General features: G+C 41.5%; 29 protein-coding genes. 15 read left to right on the top strand and 14 right to left on the bottom strand.

The genetic code is table 11. From position 1 onward, the window contains the following. The 12 genes from JW841_18430 to JW841_18375 form a co-directional block, all read left to right on the top strand. A partial coding sequence (locus JW841_18430) for a hypothetical protein (GenBank protein MBN1962914.1) occupies nt 1-421 on the top strand: 421 nt, incomplete at its 5' end. A gap of 150 nt (nt 422-571) precedes the next feature. Beyond that, entirely contained in the window at nt 572-1,957 is a 1,386-nt protein-coding gene (locus JW841_18425) for an ATP-binding protein (GenBank protein ID MBN1962913.1), read from the top strand. Nucleotides 1,958-2,127: 170 nt separating this feature from the next. After that, nucleotides 2,128-2,832 (top strand): response regulator transcription factor, encoded by a 705-nt coding sequence (locus JW841_18420; GenBank protein ID MBN1962912.1) that lies wholly within the window; start codon nt 2,128-2,130, stop codon nt 2,830-2,832. Between the two features lie 234 nt (nt 2,833-3,066). Continuing rightward, a complete protein-coding gene (locus JW841_18415; protein MBN1962911.1) occupies nt 3,067-4,254 on the top strand; it encodes a hypothetical protein in 1,188 nt (395 codons plus the stop codon). 32 nt (nt 4,255-4,286) lie between these two features. Beyond that, nucleotides 4,287-4,550, top strand: a complete 264-nt coding sequence (locus JW841_18410) for a hypothetical protein (protein MBN1962910.1) — start codon at nt 4,287-4,289, stop codon at nt 4,548-4,550. A gap of 88 nt (nt 4,551-4,638) precedes the next feature. Beyond that, the gene (locus JW841_18405; protein ID MBN1962909.1) at nt 4,639-6,261 is read left to right on the top strand and encodes a hypothetical protein; all 1,623 of its coding nucleotides are present in this window, start codon (nt 4,639-4,641) and stop codon (nt 6,259-6,261) included. Continuing rightward, the gene (locus tag JW841_18400; protein MBN1962908.1) at nt 6,261-7,178 is read left to right on the top strand and encodes a hypothetical protein; all 918 of its coding nucleotides are present in this window, start codon (nt 6,261-6,263) and stop codon (nt 7,176-7,178) included. Before JW841_18405 ends, JW841_18400 begins: the two co-directional genes overlap by 1 nt. Beyond that, nucleotides 7,179-7,868 (top strand): MotA/TolQ/ExbB proton channel family protein, encoded by a 690-nt coding sequence (locus JW841_18395; protein ID MBN1962907.1) that lies wholly within the window; start codon nt 7,179-7,181, stop codon nt 7,866-7,868. It begins immediately after the preceding gene. A gap of 3 nt (nt 7,869-7,871) precedes the next feature. After that, entirely contained in the window at nt 7,872-8,285 is a 414-nt protein-coding gene (locus JW841_18390) for a biopolymer transporter ExbD (protein MBN1962906.1), read from the top strand. 7 nt (nt 8,286-8,292) lie between these two features. Next, nucleotides 8,293-8,994, top strand: coding sequence for an energy transducer TonB (locus tag JW841_18385; protein ID MBN1962905.1), 702 nt, complete (start codon nt 8,293-8,295; stop codon nt 8,992-8,994). 7 nt (nt 8,995-9,001) lie between these two features. Further along, nucleotides 9,002-11,614 (top strand): TonB family protein, encoded by a 2,613-nt coding sequence (locus JW841_18380; protein MBN1962904.1) that lies wholly within the window; start codon nt 9,002-9,004, stop codon nt 11,612-11,614. A gap of 2 nt (nt 11,615-11,616) precedes the next feature. Continuing rightward, nucleotides 11,617-12,576, top strand: a complete 960-nt coding sequence (locus JW841_18375) for a hypothetical protein (protein ID MBN1962903.1) — start codon at nt 11,617-11,619, stop codon at nt 12,574-12,576. Between the two features lie 497 nt (nt 12,577-13,073). On the opposite strand, the gene JW841_18370 is transcribed toward JW841_18375, so the two are convergent. Next, entirely contained in the window at nt 13,074-13,802 is a 729-nt protein-coding gene (locus JW841_18370; protein ID MBN1962902.1) for an NAD(P)-dependent oxidoreductase, read from the bottom strand. 136 nt (nt 13,803-13,938) lie between these two features. Here JW841_18370 and JW841_18365 point away from each other — a divergent pair, with 136 nt between their 5' ends. Beyond that, entirely contained in the window at nt 13,939-14,178 is a 240-nt protein-coding gene (locus tag JW841_18365; protein ID MBN1962901.1) for an AbrB/MazE/SpoVT family DNA-binding domain-containing protein, read from the top strand. Further along, nucleotides 14,162-14,566, top strand: a complete 405-nt coding sequence (locus tag JW841_18360; protein ID MBN1962900.1) for a type II toxin-antitoxin system VapC family toxin — start codon at nt 14,162-14,164, stop codon at nt 14,564-14,566. The genes JW841_18365 and JW841_18360 overlap by 17 nt, the downstream gene beginning before the upstream one ends. A gap of 150 nt (nt 14,567-14,716) precedes the next feature. Here JW841_18360 and JW841_18355 read toward each other — a convergent pair whose 3' ends face one another. The 12 genes from JW841_18355 to JW841_18300 all read right to left on the bottom strand — a co-directional run bounded on the left by JW841_18355 (nt 14,717) and on the right by JW841_18300 (nt 24,180). Then, nucleotides 14,717-14,866 (bottom strand): hypothetical protein, encoded by a 150-nt coding sequence (locus JW841_18355; protein MBN1962899.1) that lies wholly within the window; start codon nt 14,864-14,866, stop codon nt 14,717-14,719. A 52-nt stretch (nt 14,867-14,918) separates the two neighbouring features. Next, nucleotides 14,919-15,830 (bottom strand): hypothetical protein, encoded by a 912-nt coding sequence (locus JW841_18350; protein MBN1962898.1) that lies wholly within the window; start codon nt 15,828-15,830, stop codon nt 14,919-14,921. Between the two features lie 143 nt (nt 15,831-15,973). Further along, complete coding sequence (locus tag JW841_18345) at nt 15,974-16,411, bottom strand: cytochrome c maturation protein CcmE (protein MBN1962897.1); 438 nt, start codon at nt 16,409-16,411, stop codon at nt 15,974-15,976. Nucleotides 16,412-16,538: 127 nt separating this feature from the next. Further along, complete coding sequence (ccsA, locus tag JW841_18340) at nt 16,539-17,222, bottom strand: cytochrome c biogenesis protein CcsA (GenBank protein ID MBN1962896.1); 684 nt, start codon at nt 17,220-17,222, stop codon at nt 16,539-16,541. Nucleotides 17,223-17,225: 3 nt separating this feature from the next. Beyond that, a complete protein-coding gene (locus JW841_18335) occupies nt 17,226-17,912 on the bottom strand; it encodes a heme exporter protein CcmB (GenBank protein MBN1962895.1) in 687 nt (228 codons plus the stop codon). After that, nucleotides 17,909-18,598 (bottom strand): ABC transporter ATP-binding protein, encoded by a 690-nt coding sequence (locus JW841_18330; protein ID MBN1962894.1) that lies wholly within the window; start codon nt 18,596-18,598, stop codon nt 17,909-17,911. The genes JW841_18335 and JW841_18330 overlap by 4 nt, the downstream gene beginning before the upstream one ends. Continuing rightward, nucleotides 18,553-19,560: a hypothetical protein gene (locus tag JW841_18325; GenBank protein MBN1962893.1), complete on the bottom strand. Its 1,008-nt coding sequence runs from the start codon at nt 19,558-19,560 to the stop codon at nt 18,553-18,555. Before JW841_18325 ends, JW841_18330 begins: the two co-directional genes overlap by 46 nt. A gap of 5 nt (nt 19,561-19,565) precedes the next feature. Next, the gene (gene tatC, locus JW841_18320) at nt 19,566-20,375 is read right to left on the bottom strand and encodes a twin-arginine translocase subunit TatC (protein ID MBN1962892.1); all 810 of its coding nucleotides are present in this window, start codon (nt 20,373-20,375) and stop codon (nt 19,566-19,568) included. Then, nucleotides 20,375-20,722, bottom strand: a complete 348-nt coding sequence (locus JW841_18315; protein MBN1962891.1) for a twin-arginine translocase TatA/TatE family subunit — start codon at nt 20,720-20,722, stop codon at nt 20,375-20,377. Before JW841_18315 ends, tatC begins: the two co-directional genes overlap by 1 nt. Nucleotides 20,723-20,738: 16 nt before the next feature. Further along, the gene (locus tag JW841_18310) at nt 20,739-22,478 is read right to left on the bottom strand and encodes a methyl-accepting chemotaxis protein (GenBank protein MBN1962890.1); all 1,740 of its coding nucleotides are present in this window, start codon (nt 22,476-22,478) and stop codon (nt 20,739-20,741) included. A 72-nt stretch (nt 22,479-22,550) separates the two neighbouring features. After that, a complete protein-coding gene (locus tag JW841_18305) occupies nt 22,551-23,654 on the bottom strand; it encodes a FecR domain-containing protein (protein ID MBN1962889.1) in 1,104 nt (367 codons plus the stop codon). A 127-nt stretch (nt 23,655-23,781) separates the two neighbouring features. Beyond that, a complete protein-coding gene (locus JW841_18300) occupies nt 23,782-24,180 on the bottom strand; it encodes a hypothetical protein (GenBank protein ID MBN1962888.1) in 399 nt (132 codons plus the stop codon). A 192-nt stretch (nt 24,181-24,372) separates the two neighbouring features. On the opposite strand from JW841_18300, the gene JW841_18295 reads away from it, so the two are divergent. Then, nucleotides 24,373-24,663: a YfhL family 4Fe-4S dicluster ferredoxin gene (locus JW841_18295; protein ID MBN1962887.1), complete on the top strand. Its 291-nt coding sequence runs from the start codon at nt 24,373-24,375 to the stop codon at nt 24,661-24,663. A 32-nt stretch (nt 24,664-24,695) separates the two neighbouring features. Here the strand turns inward: JW841_18295 and JW841_18290 are convergent, their stop codons facing one another. After that, entirely contained in the window at nt 24,696-25,568 is an 873-nt protein-coding gene (locus JW841_18290) for an FKBP-type peptidyl-prolyl cis-trans isomerase (GenBank protein MBN1962886.1), read from the bottom strand. Nucleotides 25,569-25,652: the final 84 nt, after the last annotated feature.

Here is a 25,652-nt window from a genome sequence, read left to right as displayed (position 1 = left end):
TACGCCTGAAGCAAAAAAACAATTAATCAAAGAATATAGAAAAAGAGAAGATACTGACAAAGGTCGTCAAGAAGTTCAAGTGGCGGTTACGCTTGATAAACAACATTGGGAAGAAAAATATTCTCCAGAAGCCGGCCTAGCCGGTAATAAAGCCATGGACCAGCCTAAAAAAGCGACAATAGTAAAGTCGTTTGATTGTATGCGCGTGCCATTTTATAGATATGATTTGGGTGACGATTTTACAGTAGAGCAAAAGACTAACGAAGAAGTTGTTTTTGATATGGTAAAGAAAGATATTAAATATATAAGTTGGAAGGCTGATGAGACACTTAAAAAAAGAGCAGTAATATGGGCGATATATCAAGAGTTAGCAAAAAATAAAACAAGCGAGAAAAAAGTTTCTTTCGAAATGACAATCTAAGTTTCGCCAGAATTTATTTAGAAGTTCCAAAAATACGGTAACTTCTAAATAAGTTATTGCGCAGAACGTAACAGGCTCACACTCATTCTGAGTGTAGCTAAGAAGCTTTTATGTTGTATTAACCGTATCAAATTACTATTATATTGTATTATGTTCCGGATATCTAGTGGATTTCTTGATTCATGGCTCAGCGATCCTGCACGAAAGCCGCTTATTGTGCGTGGAGCTCGTCAAGTCGGCAAATCGTTTCTTATTAAAGATTGGGGAATAAAGCATTTTACTCATGTTGTTGAAGCCAATCTTGAACGTGATCCAGTACTTAGTTCATGTTTCACTGATAATGATCCACGTCTTACTCTACAACGATTAGAAGCTATATTAAGACGTCCTATTAAGACTGACGGATCAACTCTTCTGTTTCTTGATGAAATACAGGCAGCTCCAAGCTTGCTGGCTAAACTGCGATGGTTTGCTGAAGAGATTGCATCACTGCCGATAATTGCCGCTGGATCTTTACTCGACTTTACCCTTGCTGATCATCAATTTTCAATGCCGGTTGGCCGGGTTACTTATCATCACCTAGAACCCATGGGCTTTGAAGAATTTTGTATTGCTCTTGATGAACAGCAAATAGTTCGTTGGCTGCGTGAAAATGTTACCAAAGATACAATTCTTTCAGGTAGCGCTATGCCCATTGGCTTACACGCTAAAGCTCTTAAGTTATTTCGCGAATGGTTACTTGTTGGAGGTATGCCTGCTGCTGTCGAAACCTACCGCCAAGAACGCTCAATAGTGCATTGCGAGAGTATTCACCGTGACTTGCTAGCTACAATTCGCGATGATTTCGCAAAATATGCCAATCGTGTTCACCATCACCGACTCACAGCGACTCTCGACTCGATACCACATCAACTAGGTTGCAAATTTACTTATCGCCGCGTTGATCCTTTTGAGCGGATAGAAGCTATCCGAAAGTCAGTTGATTTACTATGCTTAGCTCGCATTTGTCACCGGGTAGTTGCGTCAATTGCCCAGGGTTTACCGCTAAGTGCTGGTGCTAATATGCGCGCGTTCAAACTTATTTATCTTGATGTTGGGTTGGCTACAACGGCACTCGGATTAACTCTTATTGGTATTGAAAATATATCTGATCTTACACTTATTAATGCAGGCGCTATCGCTGAACAAGCAGCAGGTCAGCTATTGCGGTTACTATTTCCTTCTAATCAAGAACCTTCATTATATTTTTGGCAACGTCAGTATCGAGGCTCTGAAGCTGAAGTCGATTATATTATTAGCCACAATGCTGCAGTTATGCCTATTGAAATAAAAGCTGGAAGCACGGGTACTCTTAAAAGCCTTCATCAATTCATGAGCGACCATGATTTGCCAATGGCGATTCGACTTAACTCAACTCCACCAAGTATAACGCACGTAAATACATCAACGCCAACGGGTAAACACGCTCGTTATCAACTTTTATCTTTGCCTTGCTATTTAACGGAGCAACTAAACCGTATACTAGCTACCTTTTAGATTCGCGGATAACGGGTTTCAGACATTGATATATGATACTTTCGATTAGATCTTGTTGCCTATCAAGTGTCAGGGTGCTGACACCGTTTATAACATTATAATAAACGATACTAAAATGTTACATGCATGTGACATGATTGCCATAGTCATAATTTATAAATATAAGCGCTATGGTAGGACCATCAATTTTAATTATTGAAGATGAACAAGATCTTGTTCGTACTTTAGAGTATAGCTTGCAGCACGAAGGTTTTCATCCGCGTACTGCTTTAACAGGCGCCCAAGGCATTGAAATTGCCACCCAAGAACCTGTACCTGATCTTATTCTTTTAGACATTATGTTGCCTGATATTGCCGGCACTGAGGTTTGTCGGCGTTTACGAAGTCTTGAAAATACTAAGTATATACCAATCGTTATGGCGACTGCCAAAGGTGAAGAGATAGATCGGGTAGTAGGATTTGAACTTGGCGCTGACGATTATGTGACCAAGCCCTATAGTATTCGTGAACTAATTTTGCGTCTTAGAGTGCTATTGCGTCGTAAACAATTTTCAATAGTTAATGGACCAAGAATAACCTTAGGACGGTTGCGTGTTGATGTTCAGGGTCACCGGGTGTGGATTGATGAACAAGAAACAATATTTACTACCCTTGAATTTAAATTACTCTGGAAATTAATTGAACGTCGCGGTCGGGTACAATCTAGAGAAACTCTATTAACCGATGTTTGGGGAATTAATGCTGAAGTTACCACAAGGACGGTAGATACGCACATTATGCGAGTGCGACATAAACTTGGTGTGGTTCAAGAATATATTGAGACGCTTAGGGGGGTGGGATATCGCTTTCGTGAGCAGATAGAACAAAATTATTAAAAAAAATAGAACAAGAACAGTAAAACGGTGTCGTAAAAAGGTTATTTCTATGATTTTTAAAGCCAATTTACAAAACTTTATATCTAATCAATACACCTGGTTAGCTTATACGATCTTGAAAAGAACGTCGAAGTGTAAATTTTATCAATTGTCACTTGGTTGTGTTAAAACTGTTACAGAGCTCTGCCTAAATAGTCCTCCAATAAAGCAAATCAACTTTTATTTGGAGGAAACATGAAATTAAGTGCATTTATAGTGCTAGCTGCTGGTTTTTGCGCCGCATCGCCAGTTTTAGCCACTGATCTTGGTAATTGTGAAGATCAGCCAAACCCGATTTATGTGTCTGGTTCATCAGCGATCGGCAATTTTATTGGAAACCTTACTAAGCCTATGAAAGATCAAGGCTATACTTTGGTTTATTCCAAGAAGGGCTCGTGCGATGGTGTTAATGCTATAGTTTCTGGGGTAAAACTTACAGGCACTCTGACTGTTTATGATGATGATGCAAAACCAACAAATACCTGCACCGTTGCTACAGACGGTGGGGTTGCGGTTGATATTGGTGTTTCTGATGTTTATGCTAAAACTTGTTTAAATGCCGATCCGCCATCTACAGTTGGCGATTTTTTCGGCCCTATTCAAGCCATGCTCATCGTTGTTCCTGAGGCGAGCACCCAACAAGCGATTACCTGGGAACAAGTGCATATGTTGTTTGGCTATGGCGCTGCTGCAGAAGTCGAAAGCTTTACAGATAATAATCTGATTTACCATCGCAATGACAAGTCAGGCACCCAACAAATGGTATCTTATGCTTCAGATCTCCCGGCAAGCAAATGGCTAACTGGTACCGATAATAATGGTCCTTTCGATGCAGGTGGTTCTAGTGGAGTACGTGATAGTGTAGGTAGCAGTACTTCGCCTAACGCCATAGGTATTCTTGGCGCAGAAGTTTACGATTTAGCACGTGACAAGTTAAATTCTTTAGCTTTTAAAGGAAAAAATCAGCTATTTGCTTTTTATGCTGACTCAACTCCTACAGCGACAGATAAGAAGAACGTACGTGATGGGCATTACCAGATTTGGGGACCGCTACATTTACTTGCACAAGTAGGTAGCAATGGTCAGCCGACTAATGAAAAAGCTAAGTTATTTATTGATGTAGTAAGTGGCGAGCAGTCTTTAGAAGGCGCCAATATTCTTGATACCGCTATTACTTCTGGCGTTGTCCCAAGTTGTGCTATGACAGTGCAACGCTCTGCTGAGGTAGGCCCTATTTCACCTTATACTCCTGACGAACCCTGTGCCTGCTATTTTGAAAAGAATGCTGGCGGTTCAACTAGCTGTGCAACTTGCTCAGGCGCTGATGGTACCGCTTGCTCAGGTGGCGGCATTTGTCGTCGTGGTTACTGTGAAGCCAATTAATCGTACGTAAATTATACTAAGGAGAAACAACAATGAAAAAACTATCTCTTGCTGGCATGTTAGTGTTAGCGCTACTCATGGTTAACTGTGGTGATGATAAAAAAGATGATACCGATAATAACAATAATAACAACAACAATAACATTAGTACATGTTTTGAAGGCACACCTTCTACTAATCTTGAATTGATTACTGCATGTACAGCAACATCAGTTATTGCTATTGATTATAATCCAACGGTTAAACATAAGAACGCTGACGGCACTTTGCCAACCCCACCTGATTCATTACCTTAAATAATTAATTAAGAAAGATTTTAAAATCGTGCAATTTTATGTTTGTAAATGGCGGCCGGTAAATCGTTTAAGCAACCGGTATGTTTTTATGCTACTTGCAGCAGTAGTAGTTGCCACTGTTGCAAGTATTGCTGCTGCACAATCGGTACCTGCTGATGATAGTATACAAAATGCCCAATCATCAACAGACACGTCTGTAGACTCTGCAGTGACAACACTAGTCACGGCGCCGGTGAATGCTCCCGCATCGGCGTCGTTAACGCCGGCGTCAAGCAATACCGATAATACCAAAAAAGAAACAGCAGCTACAGCAGCAGATGCACAGGTAGAAACAAAAGCTCAATCTGCAACAGGACCTAAAACTGTAACAACAAATCAATCAGCAACAGCCGATAAAACTGCCCAAGAAGCGAGCAAAGCTTTGACGCCAGATACTGCCACAAACACTGTTGTCGATAATGACAAATTTGATCATTCAGAGAGTGTTTCTAGTGACCGGCAACCAAGCGAAGCTAAGCAGAAAGACAATTTTGGCATAATGTCTGCCGCAGCTAGCGCTGGAGTAATTGCTGGTGGTTTTATTCAAGCAGATTATACCCAACGACAAAGTTCTGCTGATCAATTAAACCAAAGCACTAATGAACCACTTAACGAAAATCGTTTTGTGGTACGGCGTGCACGTTTAATGTTAGGTATAGAACGCCCGTATTCTCAGTGTATTGTTGAACTTGATGGTAATACCATTAAAGGGGTTACCACGCGACTTGTGCGTGCCGAGGCCACTGTGCGGTTGCCAGCGAAAATACAAACGATGCCGTTAGTAGCTTTAACGGCTGGTCTATTCAAAATACCATTCGGGTATGAGATAGCGCAAAGCGACAAAGAGCGTTTTTTTGCAGAGCGTAGTACCATAGTGCGCGCGCTTTTTCCTGGCGAGAGTGATGTTGGTGCACGCTTAAGTGGTAGTTATGCTTTTCTGCGTTGGGCTGTCGCTGTACAAAACGGCGAACCCATCGGTGAAAGCGTTTTTCCTGGTCGTGATCCTAATTCTGCCAAAGATTTTGTTGGCCGTATCGGCGCAGAAAGTAAAAGCGGCGATTATAGCATTATTGCAGGTGTTTCTTTGCTACAAGGTAAAGGATTTCACAAAGGTAGCTCAGGTACTAAAGATACTTTTACTTGGCGTGATTATAATGAGAATGGTGTTATTGATACTGGCGAATTAATAAATATCCCTGGGCAATCTCCGCAAGCTTCGCTGAGTTTTAAACGCAAAGCATTTGGCGCCGATACACGTTTTACCTTGCCAGTACCAATGCTAGGCAAAGCTACACTAAGCGCTGAAGCTTTTATATCGACCAATCTCGATCGTGGTCTGATTATCTCTGATCCGATTAGCGCTTCGCGTGATTTGCGCCAACTTGGTTTTAGTGTGGCGTTGGTGCAAGAACTGCCCTATGGTTTATCACTCGGCGCACGTTATGATGAATATAATCCAGATCGTGACGCGCAAGATATTCGTAGCGATAAAGTGGTGCCAAAAAATGCCACTTATTCAACATTGGCTATAGCTGCAAATTTAAGAATTGATCGTTATCGTCTGCTGGTTGAATACGACATTAATAAAAATAACAAAGGTCGAAATACGCAGGGACGCCCGGCCTCAATAGCCGACAATCTATTTATGGCGCGAGCGGAGGTTACGTTTTGATGTTACGCCATGTTTATTATATATTTGCTGTAATGTTGTTGCTGTCAAGTTGTGGCGAAGGTGAGACTGCGGCTCCAGGTCTTTATGCCAATTTACGTGTAAGTGGCGCGCAGTTTTTTATTGGAGAGAGACCGTCATCTACTGATGGCCCTACAGTAATAAGTGTAGAAACTCACAATTTGGTTATCTACCCAGGTCAGCCATCGCGCAAACTTACAGGTCAGGTAGACGAAAGTGCTACTGCAATATCCATTGCTATCGATAAAGATATAGGATACTGGGTAGTACCTGTCGGTGCTCCTGATATTTATACAAAAAAACTTACATACGATATGAATATGTCCTTTTCGCCGTCGTTACCGACTGGCACAGTACCAGTAATAGTACGTGCTGTTGATAGTTTGGGACGTTTTGGGCCACCATCAGCCTTAAATTTTAAAGCAGTATCTTTAGCAGTAACAGGGGCAATGGTCTTATCACTATCATGGGATAATAGTGCGGATCTTGACCTGCATGTAGAACAGCCAAACGGTGTTGAGATATGGTCAAAAAATATTAACGCCTACATGCCGCCAGCGCTTGGTGAAACCCAAGCAGCTGATGATATTGTATTGGGATATGGCATACTTGATTTCGATTCAAATGCACAGTGCATCAGTGATGGCCGACACCAAGAAAATGTAATTTGGCGCGATTGGCCAGCAAATGGCCAATATTTGGTGCGAGTTGATACCTACTCGCTTTGTGGGCAGGCCTCTGCACCCTGGCATGTAGAAGCTATTTTAGACGGTGAGGTGATCGCACGAGCTAGTGGTATAGCAACCGAATTCGATACCCGCTTTGAACATCAAGCCGGAGCAGGGCAGCTTGCACTTACATTAAATATATCTGAGAACAATGAACAAGGAGAGGAATAAATGTTAATCGAAAAACTGTTTGTTATAGCACAGATCACAACTTCGGTTGTGCTATATGCCCTAATTGCATTGTCCGTTATATCCATCGGCGTCATTGTCGAGCGCTGGTGGTATTTTTTGCGTCGTCGCTGTGATTATAAAAACCTTGAAGCTGCAGTAACTCCTAGTTTATGTAATGGTGACGCTGTTGCAGCACAAGACCATCTTGCTAAAAGTCGTAGCCTTGAAGCATCTATTATTAAAGAGTCCCTTGATTGGTACAATGAGGGCCCAGCGGCTTTTACTCAAATTGTTGATAAAAACATACGCCAAAAGCGCAAGGAGTATGAAAGTGGGCTGCTATTTTTAGGGACCATTGGAAATAATGCTCCATTTATTGGTTTATTTGGTACCGTATTAGGAATTGTAACCGCGTTTCGTGGTTTAGCTAATACAACTTCAGCTGGCGCTATGGGCAATGTTATGGCCGCTATCGCTGAAGCGCTTATCGCTACCGCAATTGGTATTCTCGTAGCTATTCCAGCGGTAGTTGCTTACAATATTTTTGAAAAGAAGGGCAGCATTGTTGAAGAAAATACGCAATCACTTGCGGCTGTTGCTGTAGCCACTCTAGAGAGTCAGAAAAATCATAATAGCGAAAACGAACACAGCCTCGATAAACGCAAAGCCCGTATGGTTGTTGGAGGATAAGTTATGGCTGGTACCCTTTCATCTTCACGTCGCAGAGCGATCACGGGCATTAATGTTACACCTTTGGTTGACGTTGTCTTGGTGTTACTGGTCATTCTTATGGTGTCATCGACATACATTGTCGCTCAGACACTTAAAGTAACCCTACCACATAGTAAGTCCACCGATGGTGCTGCACAAAAGCCAACTACGGTTTCGATTATGAAAGATGGTTCATTGCGCTACAACGACGAAAAACTCGATGACGATGAATTAGCTCGTCGTTTAAAAGAAGCTGTGCAGAACGACAATGAGATGAGTTTAGTAGTTTCGGCAGATGCTGATGTGCCACATGGCCGCGTTGTGCATTTGCTTGATATCGCCAAGCTTAATGGCGTCAGCAAATTTGCGATCAATGTAATGCCCACAGGCGAGTGAGGTTCTTGTGTTTAGCCGCGGTGTCGTTATTTCAATTATGATCCATGGCGTTGTTGCCGGTGGCCTTTTAGCATTTGCTAAAACTGGCACATTACAGCGAGCAACATCTGTAGTTGTGCTAAGCGACTCAAAACCAAAACCAAAACCAAAAATGGAGACACCCAAGCCTAAGAAGACGCAACCTCCTAAACCTAAACCACTGCAGCCAGAGCCGACAAAGCTTGCCACACCACCGGCGGCTTCACCTTCATCTTTAGCGCGTGCGGCTTCTGCCTTAGCTTCATTCGAAATGTCTAATGACAATGTTGCACCAGGCGCAATGTCGGTAGCAATACCAAAGGCGATTACACCACCACGTTCATTATCTAAGACAACAAAATCCCCTCGTAATCGTGGACGAGAAAGTGATGATAGTACAACTCCTTGCGATGAGACTCCTTCAAAACCAGAACCGATTTATAAAGTTGAAATTCAATATCTCGCTTCGGCTCGCGCTGAAGGAATTGAAGGACGCCTAGTATTGCGTATTTTTGTAGCTGCCAATGGTAGCGTTAGCCGAGTCGAAGTTCTTTCTTCTGTAGAACCGGCTCTTGATGCTGCGGCGATCGCGTCGGTTAAACAGTGGCGCTTCACACCATCAAAGGCTTGTGGGCGTCCGGTTGATGGCGGCGTGTATACCATAGCCCGTAAGTTCGAGCTTGGAGATTAGAAGGAGCATGAAGCATTATAGTATGGCATTGTTGCTAGCTCTAATGAGCAGCAATATTATGGCCCAAGAAAATACGGATATTACAAACGAAACAGAAGTCACTCCCCCAAAGCTTTTAAAGTTTGTTGAGGCAACGTATCCACCAGCAGAAAAAGCTGCTCACCAACAGGCTCAAGTCGTTCTTGCAATCGCTATTACAACAAGTGGTGAGGTAGAGGATGTCGAAGTAATCACCTCGGCAGGCAAAAATTTTGATGAAGCTGCAATTAATGCTGCACGCCAATTTCGTTTCGCACCAGCTTTAGTTGGTGATCAAGCAGTCCCAGTGAAAATTACTTATCGTTATGAGTTTGTCATTAAAGAAGAGATGGTATCAAAGGGCCCACAAATTAATTTTGCAGGCGTTGTGCGTGAACGTTTTAAAAAGCAGCCAATACCTGGAGTGAAAGTACGAATTGTTGATCTTAATATCAAAGCCATTACTGACGCAGAAGGTGCTTTTGCATTTATTGATGTTCCCATTGGTAAGCATGCTATCGAACTTTCGGCAGAATCTCTGGTTACCGTAAGAACCGAAGAAGAAATAGCTAAAGATAAAAAGAAGTCAGTTACCTATCATGTTGAAGAAAAAGAAGCGGGCATTGATGAAGAAGTTGTGGTGCGTGCAGCCCGTATTAAAAAAGAATCAGTTGAGACCAGCATTCAAACCGCAGAGGCGCGCCAGGTGCCAGGTACTCAAGGCGATACCCTAAAGGTAGTACAAAACTTACCAGGTGTAGGTCGATCATCATTCGGCTCGGGACAGCTTGTGGTTTGGGGGTCGGCGCCTGCTGAAACCCGGGTTAATATTGATGGCGTTGAGATACCTAGCTTATATCACGTTGGTGGTATGCGTTCGGTAGTTAATAGCGATCTGGTTAAATCAATTGATCTTATACCAGGCGCTTTTGGTGCGGAGTATGGTCGCGGTACCGGTGGGTTGGTACGCGTCGAGACTAGTGATTTACCACCAAAAGGCTTTCACGGATATATCGCTACCGACGTTATTGACACCGCTGCTTTAATTACGGCTGCACCATCAAAGAATCTTCGTATAGCGCTGGCAGGCCGTTACTCTTACCTTGATAAAACTCTGAGTGCAGTAACATCGAAAGATGTCGGCGATTTTGTACCGATTCCACATTATAATGATTGGCAAGCAATGTTTAATGTGCGCTTGCGAAAAGATGAAAACTTGCAAGTGCTTATACTAGGCGCCAATGACAGTTTGCGTCGCACAGTATATTCAGAAGATCCAGCAGAAATTCGTCGTGAGGATAACGATACCTTTTTTAGTAGACTTATTTTACGTTACTCACGTTTATTTACTGATGGCTCAAGTATTATGGTTACGCCATCAATAGGTATAGACCGTAGTGATCAACGACTCACTTTTGGTGCGATACCGGTACATATTCGCAATAATGCATGGCGCTATGGATTACGTTTTACGTTACGACAACGAGTGAATGCAAATATTACACTAATAGCTGGTTCTGATGTTTCTGGTTCTAGTCATGCACTGGCGAGACAAGGATCATTGACCTTACCAGCGCGTGAAGGTGATCCCACAATTTTTGGTCTTATGCCGGGTGATGAAATTGCTGCCGATAAATGGAAAGTAAATTTTGTTTCAGGCGGTCTTTTCACGGCAGGTGAAATATCGTTTGGCGATTTAACACTAACACCAAGTTTACGTTTTGAACCCGTGCTTATAGATGGCTCACGTTTAACCCCGAAAATCGGGGAATCGCCAACTTTAGGCTATACCCGCATTGAGCTAGCTTTTGATCCACGCATTTCGGCCTCTATGCGATTTGGCAAATTAACGCTTACCGCTGGTGGCGGCGTTTATCATCAACCACCCGATCCCCAAGAGCTTTCAGCGGTATTTGGTAATCCGACCCTCGGATTAACCAAAGCTTACCATGCGACCTTTGGTGCCGCTTATAAGCTTACAGGTACATTGAGTGTAGAGACCGTAACCTTTGCAAAATTAGCTAAAGATCTTGTTTCGCGCTCAGCTTTAGCTACGCCACCATTAGCGCGCTCTTTGGTGCAAGATGGGCGTGGTCGCAGTTATGGTGGTCAAGTATTATTGCGACAACAATTGGTTCGAGGTTTTTTTGGATGGCTATCTTATTCATTGATACGCAGCGAACGTCAAGATCATCCACAGAGCGATTGGAGATTGTTTGATTATGATCAAACGCATGTAGTCGCATTACTCGCAAGCTATGACTTTGGTAATGGTTTTGTAATCGGCAGTAGACTACGATACACAACCGGCTATCCACGTACACCGGTAATAGGTGCTTGGTTTGATGCTCGTACTGACTACTATCAGCCAAAGCTTGGTGCTTATAACAGCATACGTATGCAACCGTTTTTTGCGGCTGATGCTCGAATCGAATACTCGCGTTTATTTAGCGTAATCAAATTTAGTATATTTCTCGAAGTTGAAAATTTTACCAATCGTAAAAACCAAGAAGAAATTATTTATAACTATGATTTCAGCCATCGCGAAACTATCACCGGATTACCAACCTTGGCGATTCTTGGTGGCAAATTGGAGTTTTAAAAATGCGGGTGTTTATTACGGCATTGCTGCTTATAATATTTTCTGCATGCAAACCTGAATTAGGAGAACCAGCATCTCTCATACAAGAGCCGGCAATTTTAGCAGTACGTGGTATACCAGCAGAAGCGGCGCCACTTAGTCTTGTATCTTATGAAGTACTAGTTGCGACTCCTGATGGCAGTATGCTTGAGGTAGCTGCTGATTGGGCTCTTTGTAAAACTGCAAAACCCCCAAGCGAGCCAGGTCCGATCAGCGAAGCTTGTCTTACTGATGGCGTTTCTTTGCTTGCCGAAGCGACATCGAATATAACCGCAGAGATTCCATATGATGCTTGTCAGCTTTTTGGCCCAGATGTACCACCGCAATCTGCTGATGAACCTCCGGGGCGTCCACGTGATCCCGATGTTACTGGTGGCTATTACCAACCCGTACGAGTGACTATACCAACTAGCGACGGTGATATGGTGGCGTTTGGTTTTGAACGGATCAGTTGCAATCCTGGCAATGCCGCAATAGATGTGGCACTGCAATACAAAGAACAATATCAACCAAATAATGCACCGGAGTTGTCTAGCGTATGGGCTAAAATTGATGGCAAAGAGCAAAGCGAGACAACACGAGTAATTGATGGAGTAGTACCAGATAATTTGCTACATGTGCCGCGCCATGCGAATATAACTTTGGGAGTATCGTGGCCACAAGAAGCGGTTGAAACTTTTCCGGTTTATAATTTGACTACACAAAAGATAAACCAAACACGTGAAGCAATGCGTGTATCTTGGTTTAGTAACGCTGGTCAGTGGGCCCATGATCGTACTGGGCGTGATAGCAATGCTAGCGAAACATGGACCAGCAATAATTTAACTACTCCTTCTACTTCTGGTCTTATTCATATCTGGGCAGTGCTTCGTGATAATCGCGGTGGTGTTGATTGGCTTGAAACGGTGTTAATGGTTGATTAGTTGCTTATTTTTTTTATGGCAATGATTAGCATTATATTAAATTAAGATAACTGAAGGCTTAGGTTCGACGGACGGACGATAAAGTTGGCGCGGCTAGTGCTATTAGCTCCGATTATTTCATATTATCTATCTAATATTTTTGTTAGAATATTGTAATACTAAATTGTGGAGAAAGGGGAAAACGGTATTGCCGACCGAATTAATCGTCTAAGTATACCTCTAAGTTTTTGAAATTTGGCATCTCAAAATCCAGTTCTCTCGCAGTCTTGAGAAATTTTTTGAAGCCAATCGCAATATCCTCTACCGGCGCATTATCGGCATGAGCGGTATACCGTTTTTCATGCTTTCGTTCCCGCCCCGCTGAGTGCCCAGCCGTAGATTGTTCCAATAACGCCGGTACCAACAACTAAAACCTTCATTCAAGCAAGTTCCTGTCTATATCGCACTCCAATAAATAAAAAAATTGATATGGAGAAGATTTATCCCATTACTAATAGTCACTGCCCATCAATTGGCACCGTCGGATAGTCGAGCGTAAGCCAACGTTCCAGACCGCCTTCCATTATCCATACCACACACTGATAGATGCGGGCGAGATCGTAAGCCCAAATAAATTGTGTACCGTCATTTTTAATTAAATCTATTGGTAGGTTTAGTTTTGCCTTGGTGCAAATATCCTTAAAACGATTATCTTTTTCAATAGAAGCGCCTGGGATAATTGGATTACCAAAAGTGTATCCCGGTCTGATTATATTAAAACGGCACTCAGTATATTTGCGCGCGTAAGCTTTAATAAAAAGCTCAACAGCACCTTTGCTGGCGCCAAAAAAATCTTCTGGTTCAAGTCGAGAATTTTCGTCAGTTAGGCGCAACGAATAACCGGCTGCTGCAGTAGATGAAGTATAAATAAAATGTTTAGCACCTTTGCTTACCGCCAATTCAATTAATTGTACTGAGGCTAGGGTTTCGTTTTTGATCATCTCAGGGCCGTTGTCACCCCAGCACAATGCTATATGAATGAGCACATCTGGTTTAACAATTTCACGCGTAAGCGACGCAAGATTATGCATATCGGCATGAATTATGCATACCCCAGGTAATTTTGCTAATTCAGGTATTTTAAACGGATTTTTTGCGAGTACCGTAATCGCATAACCACAATCAGAAAGTAGTTTTACTACATAGCTGCCGATAAATCCGATACCGCCAGTTAGATATATATTCAAGGTAATCTCCAATATGGTAATTGCATATTAATAACGAGTTACATATAACTCATACTGCGAGCAATAAAAAAGCCTGCATTTATAACAAATATACTTTGCTCTTTACTTTTCAAGTAAAGAGTATTACAATATAAGTATGTCATTTGTGATTTCAATTAAAGGGCAGGTTACCATTCCGAAAAGTGTGCGAGATCAACTCGGTCTGGTTCCAGGTTCGCAAATCGAGTTCTACGCTGAGCACGGCAAGCTAATTGGTGTTAAAACTATTGCAGCGCAAAAGGTACGCAAATGGCGAGGTCGTGGGCAACTTCCTTCTAGTGCTGATGTTGATAATTATCTTGATCAAGTACGAGGGGCGGATGCGCACCGCCGTTGACTCTAGTATTTTACTAGATATTTTAGTGGGTGATACAAATTTTGCTGACCAGGCAGAGAATTCATTACGCTTAGCTTCACAATCAAGTGCCCTAATTGTCTGTGAATGTGTCATTGCGGAAGTTCGCCCGGTGCTAAGTGATAGTGAAATGGATGCGTTTCTTAATGATTTAGAAATACAATTTGTGCCATCAACACGTGCGAGCGCTATGCTAGCAGGAAAGATGATGCAAACTTATCTTAGCCGCCGCGCTACTGCTTACGCCCGAGTTATTCCGGATTTTATTATCGGCGCTCATGCCTTGCTTTCAGCTGGTCGCCTACTCGCTCGCGATAGAGGTTTCTACCGAGATTACTTCAAAGGATTGCAAGTAATCTCACCAACGTAACGCTCCCCAAAGCTGAAGATCAGGATTTTTGCAGTCATTTTATAGCTAAGCAATATCAACCTATAAATCCACAAACCAAAGGCGTTTGGGCTGGTGATAGACTATTTGTTGGTAGCGCAATGTATTTTCCGTAAAATTTTTATAGAATAGTTAACTACTTTTATCTGTCGAAGAAGAACTATTAGCGTTCTTTATTGGCGTACTATTATTTAGTTTGCCAAGAAGACGCTTGCGTAAATAAATACCAATTTTATCTGCTAATTTTGGCAAACGACTAGCGGCAAACAGCATTATAGTCACATAAATTATCAGTATGAAGTCAGCAAAATGGGGCATTAAAATTTTAACTCCCTTAAACATCGAAACCAATTTTAATTGAGTTGCTAATTATTTGTTTGTCGTATTTTCTAAATGTCATCGTTGAAAAACTGAATTCATAGAGTACTTCAATTGTAGAAGCATTGATACGTAAGCCGCCAAAGTAGCGAGTAGTCCAATTTTTTTGCCAACGGACTTGTTCAAAAGAATAAAGCGAACCATTACTACCGCCTTGTTGATCATTAGGATCACTGACACTGTAAGGAGTAGCATCAATTTTTGAACTTTCAGCATTAACCCGTAGCTGCCCGTAGCCAATATATGGCGTTATTTCACTCATACCACCAACTGAAAATGCATAAGAAGCCATAAGGTCAGCCTCTAAAGAAAACATGCTGATTTGACTTGCGCCTAAAAGCCGAGCCCCAGCTACACGAGCGGCAAGGGCAGGTAGCTGTGGAATATATGATTCGTGCAGCGCAGCTTTAAATTCAGCTCCGAGCATATAAAGCTCAGTGAAAGCTAAATAGCTTGCTTGAACACCGAATTCAGTCGAGAACGGTAAGCCTTTGCGAATATGTAGGGTTGGTGTCCATAATTGTTCAAGAATGGTTCGATCACGCATAGGGGCATTGATAACCGGGCCATACATTGCTCGCCAATAATCAGATTTATTTGAGACACTGGTAAGAGAATTAGAAAGCGAAAACTCAAAACCGCTTACGCCAAGAGTTTCAGCCGGCTGTAGTGGCCTAGGCGCCAGAGCTATGGCAAGTTCATTACAAAGCGCACGAAAACGACCCTGGGCATATGGATCAACGTCTGGTCGACCTAAACCCACAAGTGAGATGTCATAAGGATAACCAGCGTTAGCAGTAGAACTTAAAAAAACAGCAATTGTAACAGTTGCCGCAAATAAATGTGCAATAAATCCATAGCGGTGCATTAATCACCTTCCTCGCATATGGGTATGAATTTCTACAGCCATTTGCCTAAATGTCAACTTGTACCAGTTTTTGTATGAAGTGCTAGTATTTTGCTTCACCATAGAGTTAATAACAACAATTAATTGGATTAATTAGATAACTATTACTTTGTTATAATATGGGCAGGTTCATCAGTTTTTGGATGATAATTGCTAGAATGTTTAACCATTAAACGTTCAGCTGTAAAAAGTTTACCCAAATTACGCCCCTCAATGACTACTCCAGTACCCTCACGCAGCATTTGTGGGGGGGGATTTTGGGTTAAAATTTTAATTTTTGCACTGTCGCATTTTGAATTCATACCTACAAAAAAATATAGAAGTTTATTATCTTCACTAAAATCAAACGAGTCATTACAGACAATCCCGCCTAAGCGAATATCTTTGTTATACGCGGCTTCGCCTTGGGCGATTAATTCTTCGGGAGTCCAATAATAAATTATATTTTTTTCAATACGCTTAAATAAAAATATACCTAGCGCAATTGTAATTGAGGCAAAGAATAATAGCAGAAATAGTTTTTTATTTTTCTTGTTTAACATAAATTTTTAATCACTTCTTATTTACGGCTACGCCAAATCAATGAAAAACTATAAGCTATCAGGCCTAGCCATACTATAGCATAAGCAGCCCAAATATAATTCCATCCGCCGATTATTTCGCCGGTCATTATTTTAGGTCCTTATCTATATCATCAACTGGTGGTAATAAAAACCTTATATGCGTCCGTCTGGCTAAAATATAGCGCATATAAATTAACCAAACCATGATGCATAAAAATGCTACAGCATTGACGGCAAGCGTTAAACGCATGCCAACAAAGAGGTCACTTGCTGATGATTGTACTTGATGTAAACTGTTCCACCATTTTACTGAAAACCATACGAGGGGTATATCAACAAAAATAATTATTGCGACAACCGCAGACCAGATGGCTCGTTGGTGGGTATCGATAACAATTTTGCGCAATGTCAGATAGCCACCAAATGCCATCCACATAACCGCAGCGGTGGTAAGTCGTGGATCCCAAGTCCACCAGACCCCCCAAGTTGGTCGTCCCCAAATCGAACCAGTAATTAAAAGTAAGGTTGCGAAAAAAACACCTACTGCAGCGCTGGCCTCAGCTAACGCGTCAGCGCCGGCATTAGATTTTAATAGGTAATAGATGCTAGCGAAAAAATTAATTGTAAAAGCCAACATTGCCATCCATGCCGTCGGCACATGAACAAAAACTATGCGATAAACATCACCCATAAAAACTTCGCGTGGTACTACAAAAAGTGCAAGATAACTACCAAATGCAAGTAAGACTATAGATAGTATTGGTAGGGCTACTCGCCAGAATATTTGCATGCCCTACTCCTCAATGACGTGTTCAAAAAGTAACCCGCAGACAAACCAATAAATTAAATTGAAGCAAAACAACAATAGTAACCATGTATATATTTGGTCTGTTGGATCGTTATTAAAAATGAGCGAAGTGGCTTTCACTGTAGCCAGAAGATTTGGGATAACAATTGGAAATAATAATAAAGGTAGTAATATATCCTTTGCACGAGCTTTTATTGCTAGCCAAGAAAATAGCGTACCAGGTGCACTTATCGCAGCAGTACCTAGCGCCAGCACACCAAATAGCGGCAAGATTGTAAAGGTTACTTTGACATCATAGAGAATGATCATAAACGGAAGCAAAACCAAACTAAGAATAAATAAAAAACAAGTGTTAACTAAACTTTTAGCTAAAAAAATCGTGGCTGCAGAAACAGGCAGTAATCGTAAACAATTAATAGCGCTATTTTCATTTTCGATTCTCATTGATTCGCCTAGAGATAATACGCTAGATAGAAAAATCGCTAACCAAAAAAAACCGGGCGCATTTTGGCTAAGGGAATTTAAATTAGGGCCGATAGCAAAAGAAAATAGTAACAGGGTAATGATTGCGAAGAAAACTGTAGCACTAATACGAGCACGGCTGCGCCACTCAAGCACTATGTCTTTGCGAGCAATTAAAAAAAGATGACGCCATGATACCAATAATCTCATTTTGTTTGCTCAATAATTTTACCGTGTGCCATGGTTACTCTTTGCTGACATAGATTTTTGGCATGCTCTATATCATGGGTAGCTAACACAACTGTGGTATTAGTCTGTAATAGTTTTTTAATAGTGATATCCATTAGCTCTATAGCATTACTATCAAGTTGACTCCATGGTTCATCAAGTAGTGCAATTTCGGGTTGTTTAAGTAAAAGTCTAGCGATCAATAAACGACGTCGCATACCTGCTGAGTAGGTCATAATTAAGCGATCAGCATATTTAATTAAACTAACTTGTTTAAGTAGTTCATCGATTTGTTTATTATCAAACTGACCACGTATATTGGCGATAAATGATAAACTCTCTCGTCCAGTATGTGCTTCGTATAAAAATGAAGCGTGACTTATTAGCTCTATACGATGACGAAATTGCTGTAAATTATGATCAACCTTAGTGCCAAAAAGTTCTAGGTTACCAAAATTAGGTTTTAGCAAAGTTGCAATCACTTTTAGTAAAGTGGTTTTACCAGCACCGTTATCCCCGGTGAGCAAGAGAGTAGTTCCAGTTTTAATTTCAAGATTAATGTGCGCTAAAGCCCAAAACTCACCTAAGCGACGAGAGACATCTTGTAAACGGATAGCGTATGTCACTTTAATTTTCGACGCTTGTTTATTATTTCTACGCGCCGCCATAAACGAAAAAGCATAAATCCTAAAGCCATAAAAGCAAAAATCAAGGTAATTTTTAAAACCAATAAAATGGCTGCATAATCATCGGTGGTTTGTGTTTGAGAATTGTATTTGGTATTGCGTTTTGCTGAACCTAGTAGGGCTTGGGTTATTTTTTGTGGTGTAGACTCAATTATTATAGTCGAATCAAGTGGTTTACAGATAGGAATAGAATTTGATGTATCAAAAACTAACTGGTAGTTTTTACAACGATTATCGTATTTAAAAAATAATTTAGGCTGTAATAATCGAGCTTTGGCACGCTGCGGATTTATTAATTTTACATGGTGTCTGAGATCAATGAGCAATTTGGAAGCTAGCGTTTTAGGGAAATCTATATGCACAGAGTGGTTATCGTTACTTTTATACTCAATTTTACCGATACGTAAAAGTTTATCGCCGTGATATTTTGGCAGTGGCGTTGTAATCATAAAATCAAGTGAAAGAGAGGGTTCAGAAAATTCTAGTTCAATTTCATTTAATAAAAAGTCAATTTGCGAATCATGTAAGCGAGAATCATAAATTCGTAGCCGGTTGAAAGTATGAGTTCGACTAGTAGATGGTCTTGGTGAGATTTCAAAATAGTGCCATTGTTTACTTTTATTATATTCAATGGCAAACGGAATATGTATGCTTTCATCAGCGATAATACGTATATTAGCTAAATCATCGCCTGCACGATAAATATCAACAGGAGTAAGTTCAATTTCGATTATATTTTTAATAGTATCAGGTAGTATTATTTCTCTTTGCCATAAGTAACTATTGCTGGCAATTTTTACGGTTTCATCTTTTGCTTTTTTACTACAATCAATGTTGTTGCTTCGTATATCATTTTTCGTTTCATTACTGGGCGAGCGAAAATTTTCATCAGCAATGGGCTGAGTTAGCACTATTGCTAACAGCGGTAGGGTCCAAAGTGACATTAACATTATCCCCCATTATTAATGTTGGAGGTAGCTGTAGTTTGTGTGTTGCTTTCACGCTGATGGTTACGCCGTCGATGCATAATTTTTGCCCCAAATACACCAATTTCATAAAAAGCTATAAGCGGTACGGCCATGAGAATTTGAGTAAAAGGGTCTGGGGGTGTAAGCAAGGCTCCTATTATTAAAGAAGCAATAAGCCAATAGCGTCGCATGCGTGAAAAAAACTTCGGTGTAACAATCCCCGCGGCAGATAAAATCCACATGATAAGGGGTAATTCAAAGACAATCCCAAAAGCTAGGATGAGTTGAATCACTAACTTAAAATATATTGCTACTGAATATTGTGCTGAAATAGTTTCAGGCATTTGTGAAACCACAAATTTAAATCCCAAAGGCAACACAATATAATAAGCAAAAGCCCCACCAGCGACAAAAAAGAGACTACCAATAATTACAAATGGACCAAGCCAACGTTTTTCTTGCGGGTAAAGTCCAGGGGCTACGAATAACCATAGCTGTAATAGTAGAAATGGTGAACTTATAAAAATTGCTGCTAAAACGCCAAGTTTTAAATAAGTAATATAAAGTTCAATTGGTGAAAGGACAATTAGTTTTTGATGTGGCAAATACAACAAAGGACCACGTAGCCACTCAAACATTTCAGGAGCAAATGAGAGGCTTACCACCGCAACTATAAATAGCAAAGCTATACAATAGAGCAAACGACGGCGAAGTTCACCTAAATGTTCAAAAAAGGTCATGCGACCGTCACTAGCATTTTCTCTAATTGTGAAGCGATCGCCAACTGACATTAATTAGAACCTTGGCCTTTTTGAGCATTATTGCTGTCGATATTATTATTTTTATTAAGGACTTCACTCGATGATTGCTTAGAATTAGAATCAATAGGGGCGGGTAACTGTTTTTCTTTTGGCTGATTACTATCGTCATTATTTAAGTATGGAGATTCTTTTGCAGCTTTAGATTCTTCTGCATACATTGCTTCCTGAAAGCTATTGTGTAGATCGTTATTTACCCGGCGTAATTCACGCATACCTCTACCGAGATATTTGGCAAGCTCAGGTAGTTTTTCGGGGCCAAAAATTAATAGAGCCGCTAAAACGATAACTAAAATTTCAGTGAAACCAATACCGAACATCGCAGAGAGAGTTGCACTAGTTACTAACTGTGCTTACCAAATCATCAAGATGGGAAGAGGTTTGACCAAGTAATTTTTCGATTTGGTGACTAGATTCAAGCGCTCGTTCACTAGCATTAAATAACTGTGTCGATGCTGTCGCAACGCGTTCATTGTCTTGAGTTTGTTCGCGAGCTGCTATAGTAATGCGCTCGACTTTCTCACGAATATTTTCAATAGCCTCAGTAACTTGTCGTCCGCCGCGATTTTGTTCGTCGGCTGAACGTTCAACTTGTTGAGTAATAATTTTCATACGCTCAGCGCTCTGCATAATTTGTTCAGAACCCTTGGCCTGTTCGGCAGTAGCAAAAGCAATTTGTTGAACGGTAGCGGCAATATGTCCGATAGCGTTAGTAACTTGCTTTGAGCCTTTCGCCTGTTCAACAGTTGCTTGTGCAATCGCTTGAATCATCAAGGTTGAACGCTTAGCAGAATCAACGATTTTACGAAGAGCACTTTCGGCATCATGACCAAGACGTACACCTTCTTCAACGTCATCAACACCTTTAGACATCACCGAGACGGCATTCTTTGATTCATCTTGAACGCCTTTAATTAGTTCAGCAATTTCTTTGGTTGATGCACCAGTACGTTCAGCAAGAGCTTTAATTTCATCAGCGACTACTGCAAAGCCACGCCCGTGCTCACCAGCTTGTGCTGCAATAATTGCAGCATTAAGCGCAAGCAAATTGGTTTGTTCGGCAACATCATCAATAACATTTAATATATTGCCAATTTTACTGATTTTCTGGCCAAGAGAACTAATGACATCAGCAGCAACCCGGCTTGACTCTTTAATTTTGTCTATACCTTCGATAGTACGATTGATTGCTGCCACTCCAGTTTCGGCATCTTTGGTAACCGTCTCTGAAAGTTTTGAAGTTTCAGTTGCATTTGTTTCTACTTGTGAAATCGATACATCCATTTGATTCATGGATGCTGCAGTTTCTTCAGCGGCAGTGGAGAGCTCTTCGATATTTTTAGCAACTTCTTTTGATGAAAAGGTCATTTCTTCAATGGCAGTAGTAGTTTCTTGTACTGACATTGATAGATTATGAATATTTTCTCGTACTTCATTGTTGATTGCTACCATTTGTAGCACAGAAGAAGATGATTCTTCAGCCGAGTGTGATAAACCATCAAGGTTTTCAGAAAGCTCTTTGTGAAATACTAGTCGTTCGGTTAGTGATCGACTAATTTCTTGCACTGATGCCGACTGCTGACTAAGCCCCTCAGAAAGTGGCGTTAACGACATTGACATTGCTTCTAATGAGCGCCGCGGCTCGTTAACAAGGCGTTTAATTTTATCTTGGCTAGGAGTGATACTTGTTAAGGCATTTTCTATTTCAGGAGGTAGAACTCCGTTTTGTATGCCAACAGTAATCGCTTCTTGCAAACGGCCACGACGTAGATGGGCAATGATAGCAGTTAATCCTAGGCTGCTTTCAGAGATACCCCTATTTCGCCAATGTAAGAGTGCTACTGCGGCGATACTTGCAAAAAAGAAGGTCCAGAAAAACCAAGAATCTAGTTGTTCGGCAATGTGTAAAACTTCTGGTGGGGCGTTGGCCCCGATAAAAACCGAAAACCAAATTTTAGTGAGAATTAAAGCGACACCTAGTGGTGCGCCTACAATTATAAGGGTTATAAGCAAAGTATGCTTTGCCCCCGATGAGGTTACCCCTATACCGTCGTTGGTATGCCCGAATGAGCTCATAATCGACAGGCCGCTCCTGAATCTTTGAATCTCTGATATACCAGGAGAAGTTAGGTAAAAGCCAGCAATTTGCTAATGCATATCCATTTCGCCGTCTGGGCCAAATAGATCATCAGCTGCTGAGCCTTTTTTCTCACGTAAAGTCCCCTTACCTTTACTCATATCATCAAGCATTTTATCCATGGCTTCCATAGACATATCAGTACCTTCAGCCACCATTTTATCGAGATTTGCTTTAATTCGGCGTAGGCTGGCTGCTTCCATTTTTATGTATTTTTTACCTACTAGTTTAAAACGAGGATCATTTGCCAGGTCTGCAAAATGATCAACTGCACCAAAACCAGCATTAGCTTCATCACCAATATCGGCTATTTCATCTGCGAGATCTGCAAGTTTTTGGTTTAATTGCCTAATTTCATCAATTGCCGCCTTGTCGCCCTCTTTAGCGCGAGCCATAGCTTCTTTGCGTGCTTGTTCAATTTTTTGTTGCTCAGCACGGAATTTTTCTAATTTTTCTTTGCGGCTTAGAATACGCCCCTTCATGGACTGCACGATATTTTTGCCATTTTTACGTAAACGCTCACGTTTTTGCCCTTGCCATTTTTCGTAGCTTGGCTGATTTGAACTCTCATTAGGGGCATTGATGCCTTGCTCATTAGCTTCAACTTGTTGCCCTTTTTGTGCTACTTGCTCACTACCATCACTATCACCATCAACAGCAACTTTACCTTCGGTTACTTGCATGCGCAGTGACCCATCATCACCAACTTGCGTTGCAAATTCAGTACCACGCACACCACAGACCGCATTAGGAGTAGAAACTTCATAGCTGGTATGACCTGGTGATGGACTGACTTTGCTCCAAATATGTCCAAAAAACAGTAAGATAGAGCTTTTTTGTTTTTGCCGCTTATTACCTGATAAAAGAATTGAAGAATTACTGCGTAGTTTTAACAGTGAGCCATCAGCAAAAACGACCTCGGCGCTACTGTTTTTGCCAGTGCGAATTCGTGTACCAGCAATTAAAGCAACGCCTGCTTGACCCTGAGTTTCATCGCCTGAAGGTGGGCGAACGAAGACTTGACCTTCTACCTTAGACAATTTGCCACCAGTATTAGCTGCTAATACTGGTGTAACTGCTAAAAACACGAATAACGCAACTAGTCGAGCAAACATGAGAGCCCTCTCTTAGAGAGTTTGACGGCTTTGCGAGCAAAAATAATCAATGATGGCGAGTATGGTATGCTGCGCTGTACTGTCAAGCAAGAGCATTTGATCGGAGATACTATTTTTAAGTGCTACCTTATTGTCGCTCAGGTCCTTCACCCCAAAAGTTTATGGTGGCCGGTGAAGCATGCTTACCGTATGATTTTACGTCTTGGCGCGTAATAAAATAGGTAGCGTAACGTCCAAAGGTTTTTGAAAAAACCACCGCCGCCATATGACTGCCGGTGGTTACGTTTATTTCAGCAAAGGCTTGATCATGAGCTGAAGTAAGGTCTGCTGAACAAACAGGACAGAAAAAATTAACCATGTCCCCTTTACGCACCGGAAAGTCATCGGGGATCGCTACTTCATAATTGCCCGGTTGGGGGCTAAATACAAAAAGTCCTAAATGATCACGCAACTGGGCTTTTAAAATTAATTTAATACACGGATTAAGAATGGCACGACAATGGGGGCAACGATATACGCGCTTCATAGTCCTCTCTGCATTAGATCACTTCAAGTGGAAACTGTTCTAAGTTGTGCATAGCTTTATGGGTGTAAGCAAGAGCTATTTGCTAGCTCTTCACTAATGTTCGCAGTAGGATGACGCGCACGGTTATTTCACTTATTCATAAATTACTAGGTAATTACTAGGGACAACCCCTAGTTTGGGAGAAAGACAACTATGGCCATAATGATTACCGACGAGTGTATTAATTGCGGAGCTTGTGAACCCGAATGTCCCAATGAGGCAATTAGTGAGGGTGCAGATATTTATGTCATTGATGCAAGTAAATGCACTGAATGTGTAGGGCATTTTAATGAAACTCAGTGTGCCGCAGTTTGTCCGGTTGATTGTTGTGTGTCTGACCCTAATAATGTTGAAAGTGAAGAGACATTGATTGCGCGAGCAAAGACTTTGCATAAAGGCAAAGAGTTTGCTGATAATTTTCCTTCGCATTTTAAAGAAAAATAAAAAAGTTTTTAAAAGCGTCAGCTATTTACAGATCAGCGGATATTAATCAATTCAACATCAAATACTAACATACCAGCAGGTGCGCCTGGGCGTGCTGGTTTTTCCCCGTACGCCAGTTTAGCTGGTATCCAAAAGCGGCATTTTTCGCCAACGGTCATTAATTGTAGACCCTCGGTCCAGCCCGGGATCACACGATCAAGTGGAAAAATTGCTGATTTGCCGCGTACTACAGAACTATCAAACATGCGCCCGTCAGTGGTCCAACCAGTATAATGTACTTCAACTACATCGGTAGCTTTTGGGTGGCGGGGATCATGGCCTTTTTGTAAAATACGATACTTAAGCCCGGAGGGTGTGGCTTTTGCATCACGGGGTGGGGCGTTTACATTAGGAGGAGCTGGTAGGGGCTTGGGTGTGGCAATGATTTTTTGTAACTCAACATCAAACACCAGCATGCCTGCGGGTGCCCCGGGGCGCGATGGCGTTTCACCATAGGCGAGCTTTGGTGGTATCCAAAAGCGCCGTTTTTCGCCAACCTTCATTAATTGCAAGCCTTCAGTCCAACCCGGGATAACACCGCGCAAGGGAAAACGTGCAGGCTGACCGCGAATAATTGAGCTATCAAACATACGGCCATCAGTGGTCCAGCCGGTATAGTGAACAACTACAGTGTCGGCAGCAGTTGGTTTTTCATCACCAGTACCAGGAGTTAATACTTTTGAGGCAAGCCCTGAATCAGTACGCTCAGCATCAGCAGGCGGTGCGGCAACATCTGCAGGCGGCGGAATATTTGTGGGGGTTTGCACGCTAGCTTTTGCATTTGTAGAAGTTGATGGTGATTCTTCTTTGCTATTGTTTGAACAGGCAGCCAAAGCAAAAATAAAAACCAGGCATAATTTTTTCATCAAGTAAACAGTGGTTGTTTCCAACCACTGCTCCTTACAGAACCTTTACGTGCGCAATTTACGCATCCGGCTCTTTAAGTTTGT

This window comes from Deltaproteobacteria bacterium, from assembly GCA_016931625.1.
Lineage (GTDB): Bacteria > Myxococcota > XYA12-FULL-58-9 > XYA12-FULL-58-9 > JAFGEK01 > JAFGEK01.
This window is presented reverse-complemented; position numbering and strand designations above follow the sequence as displayed.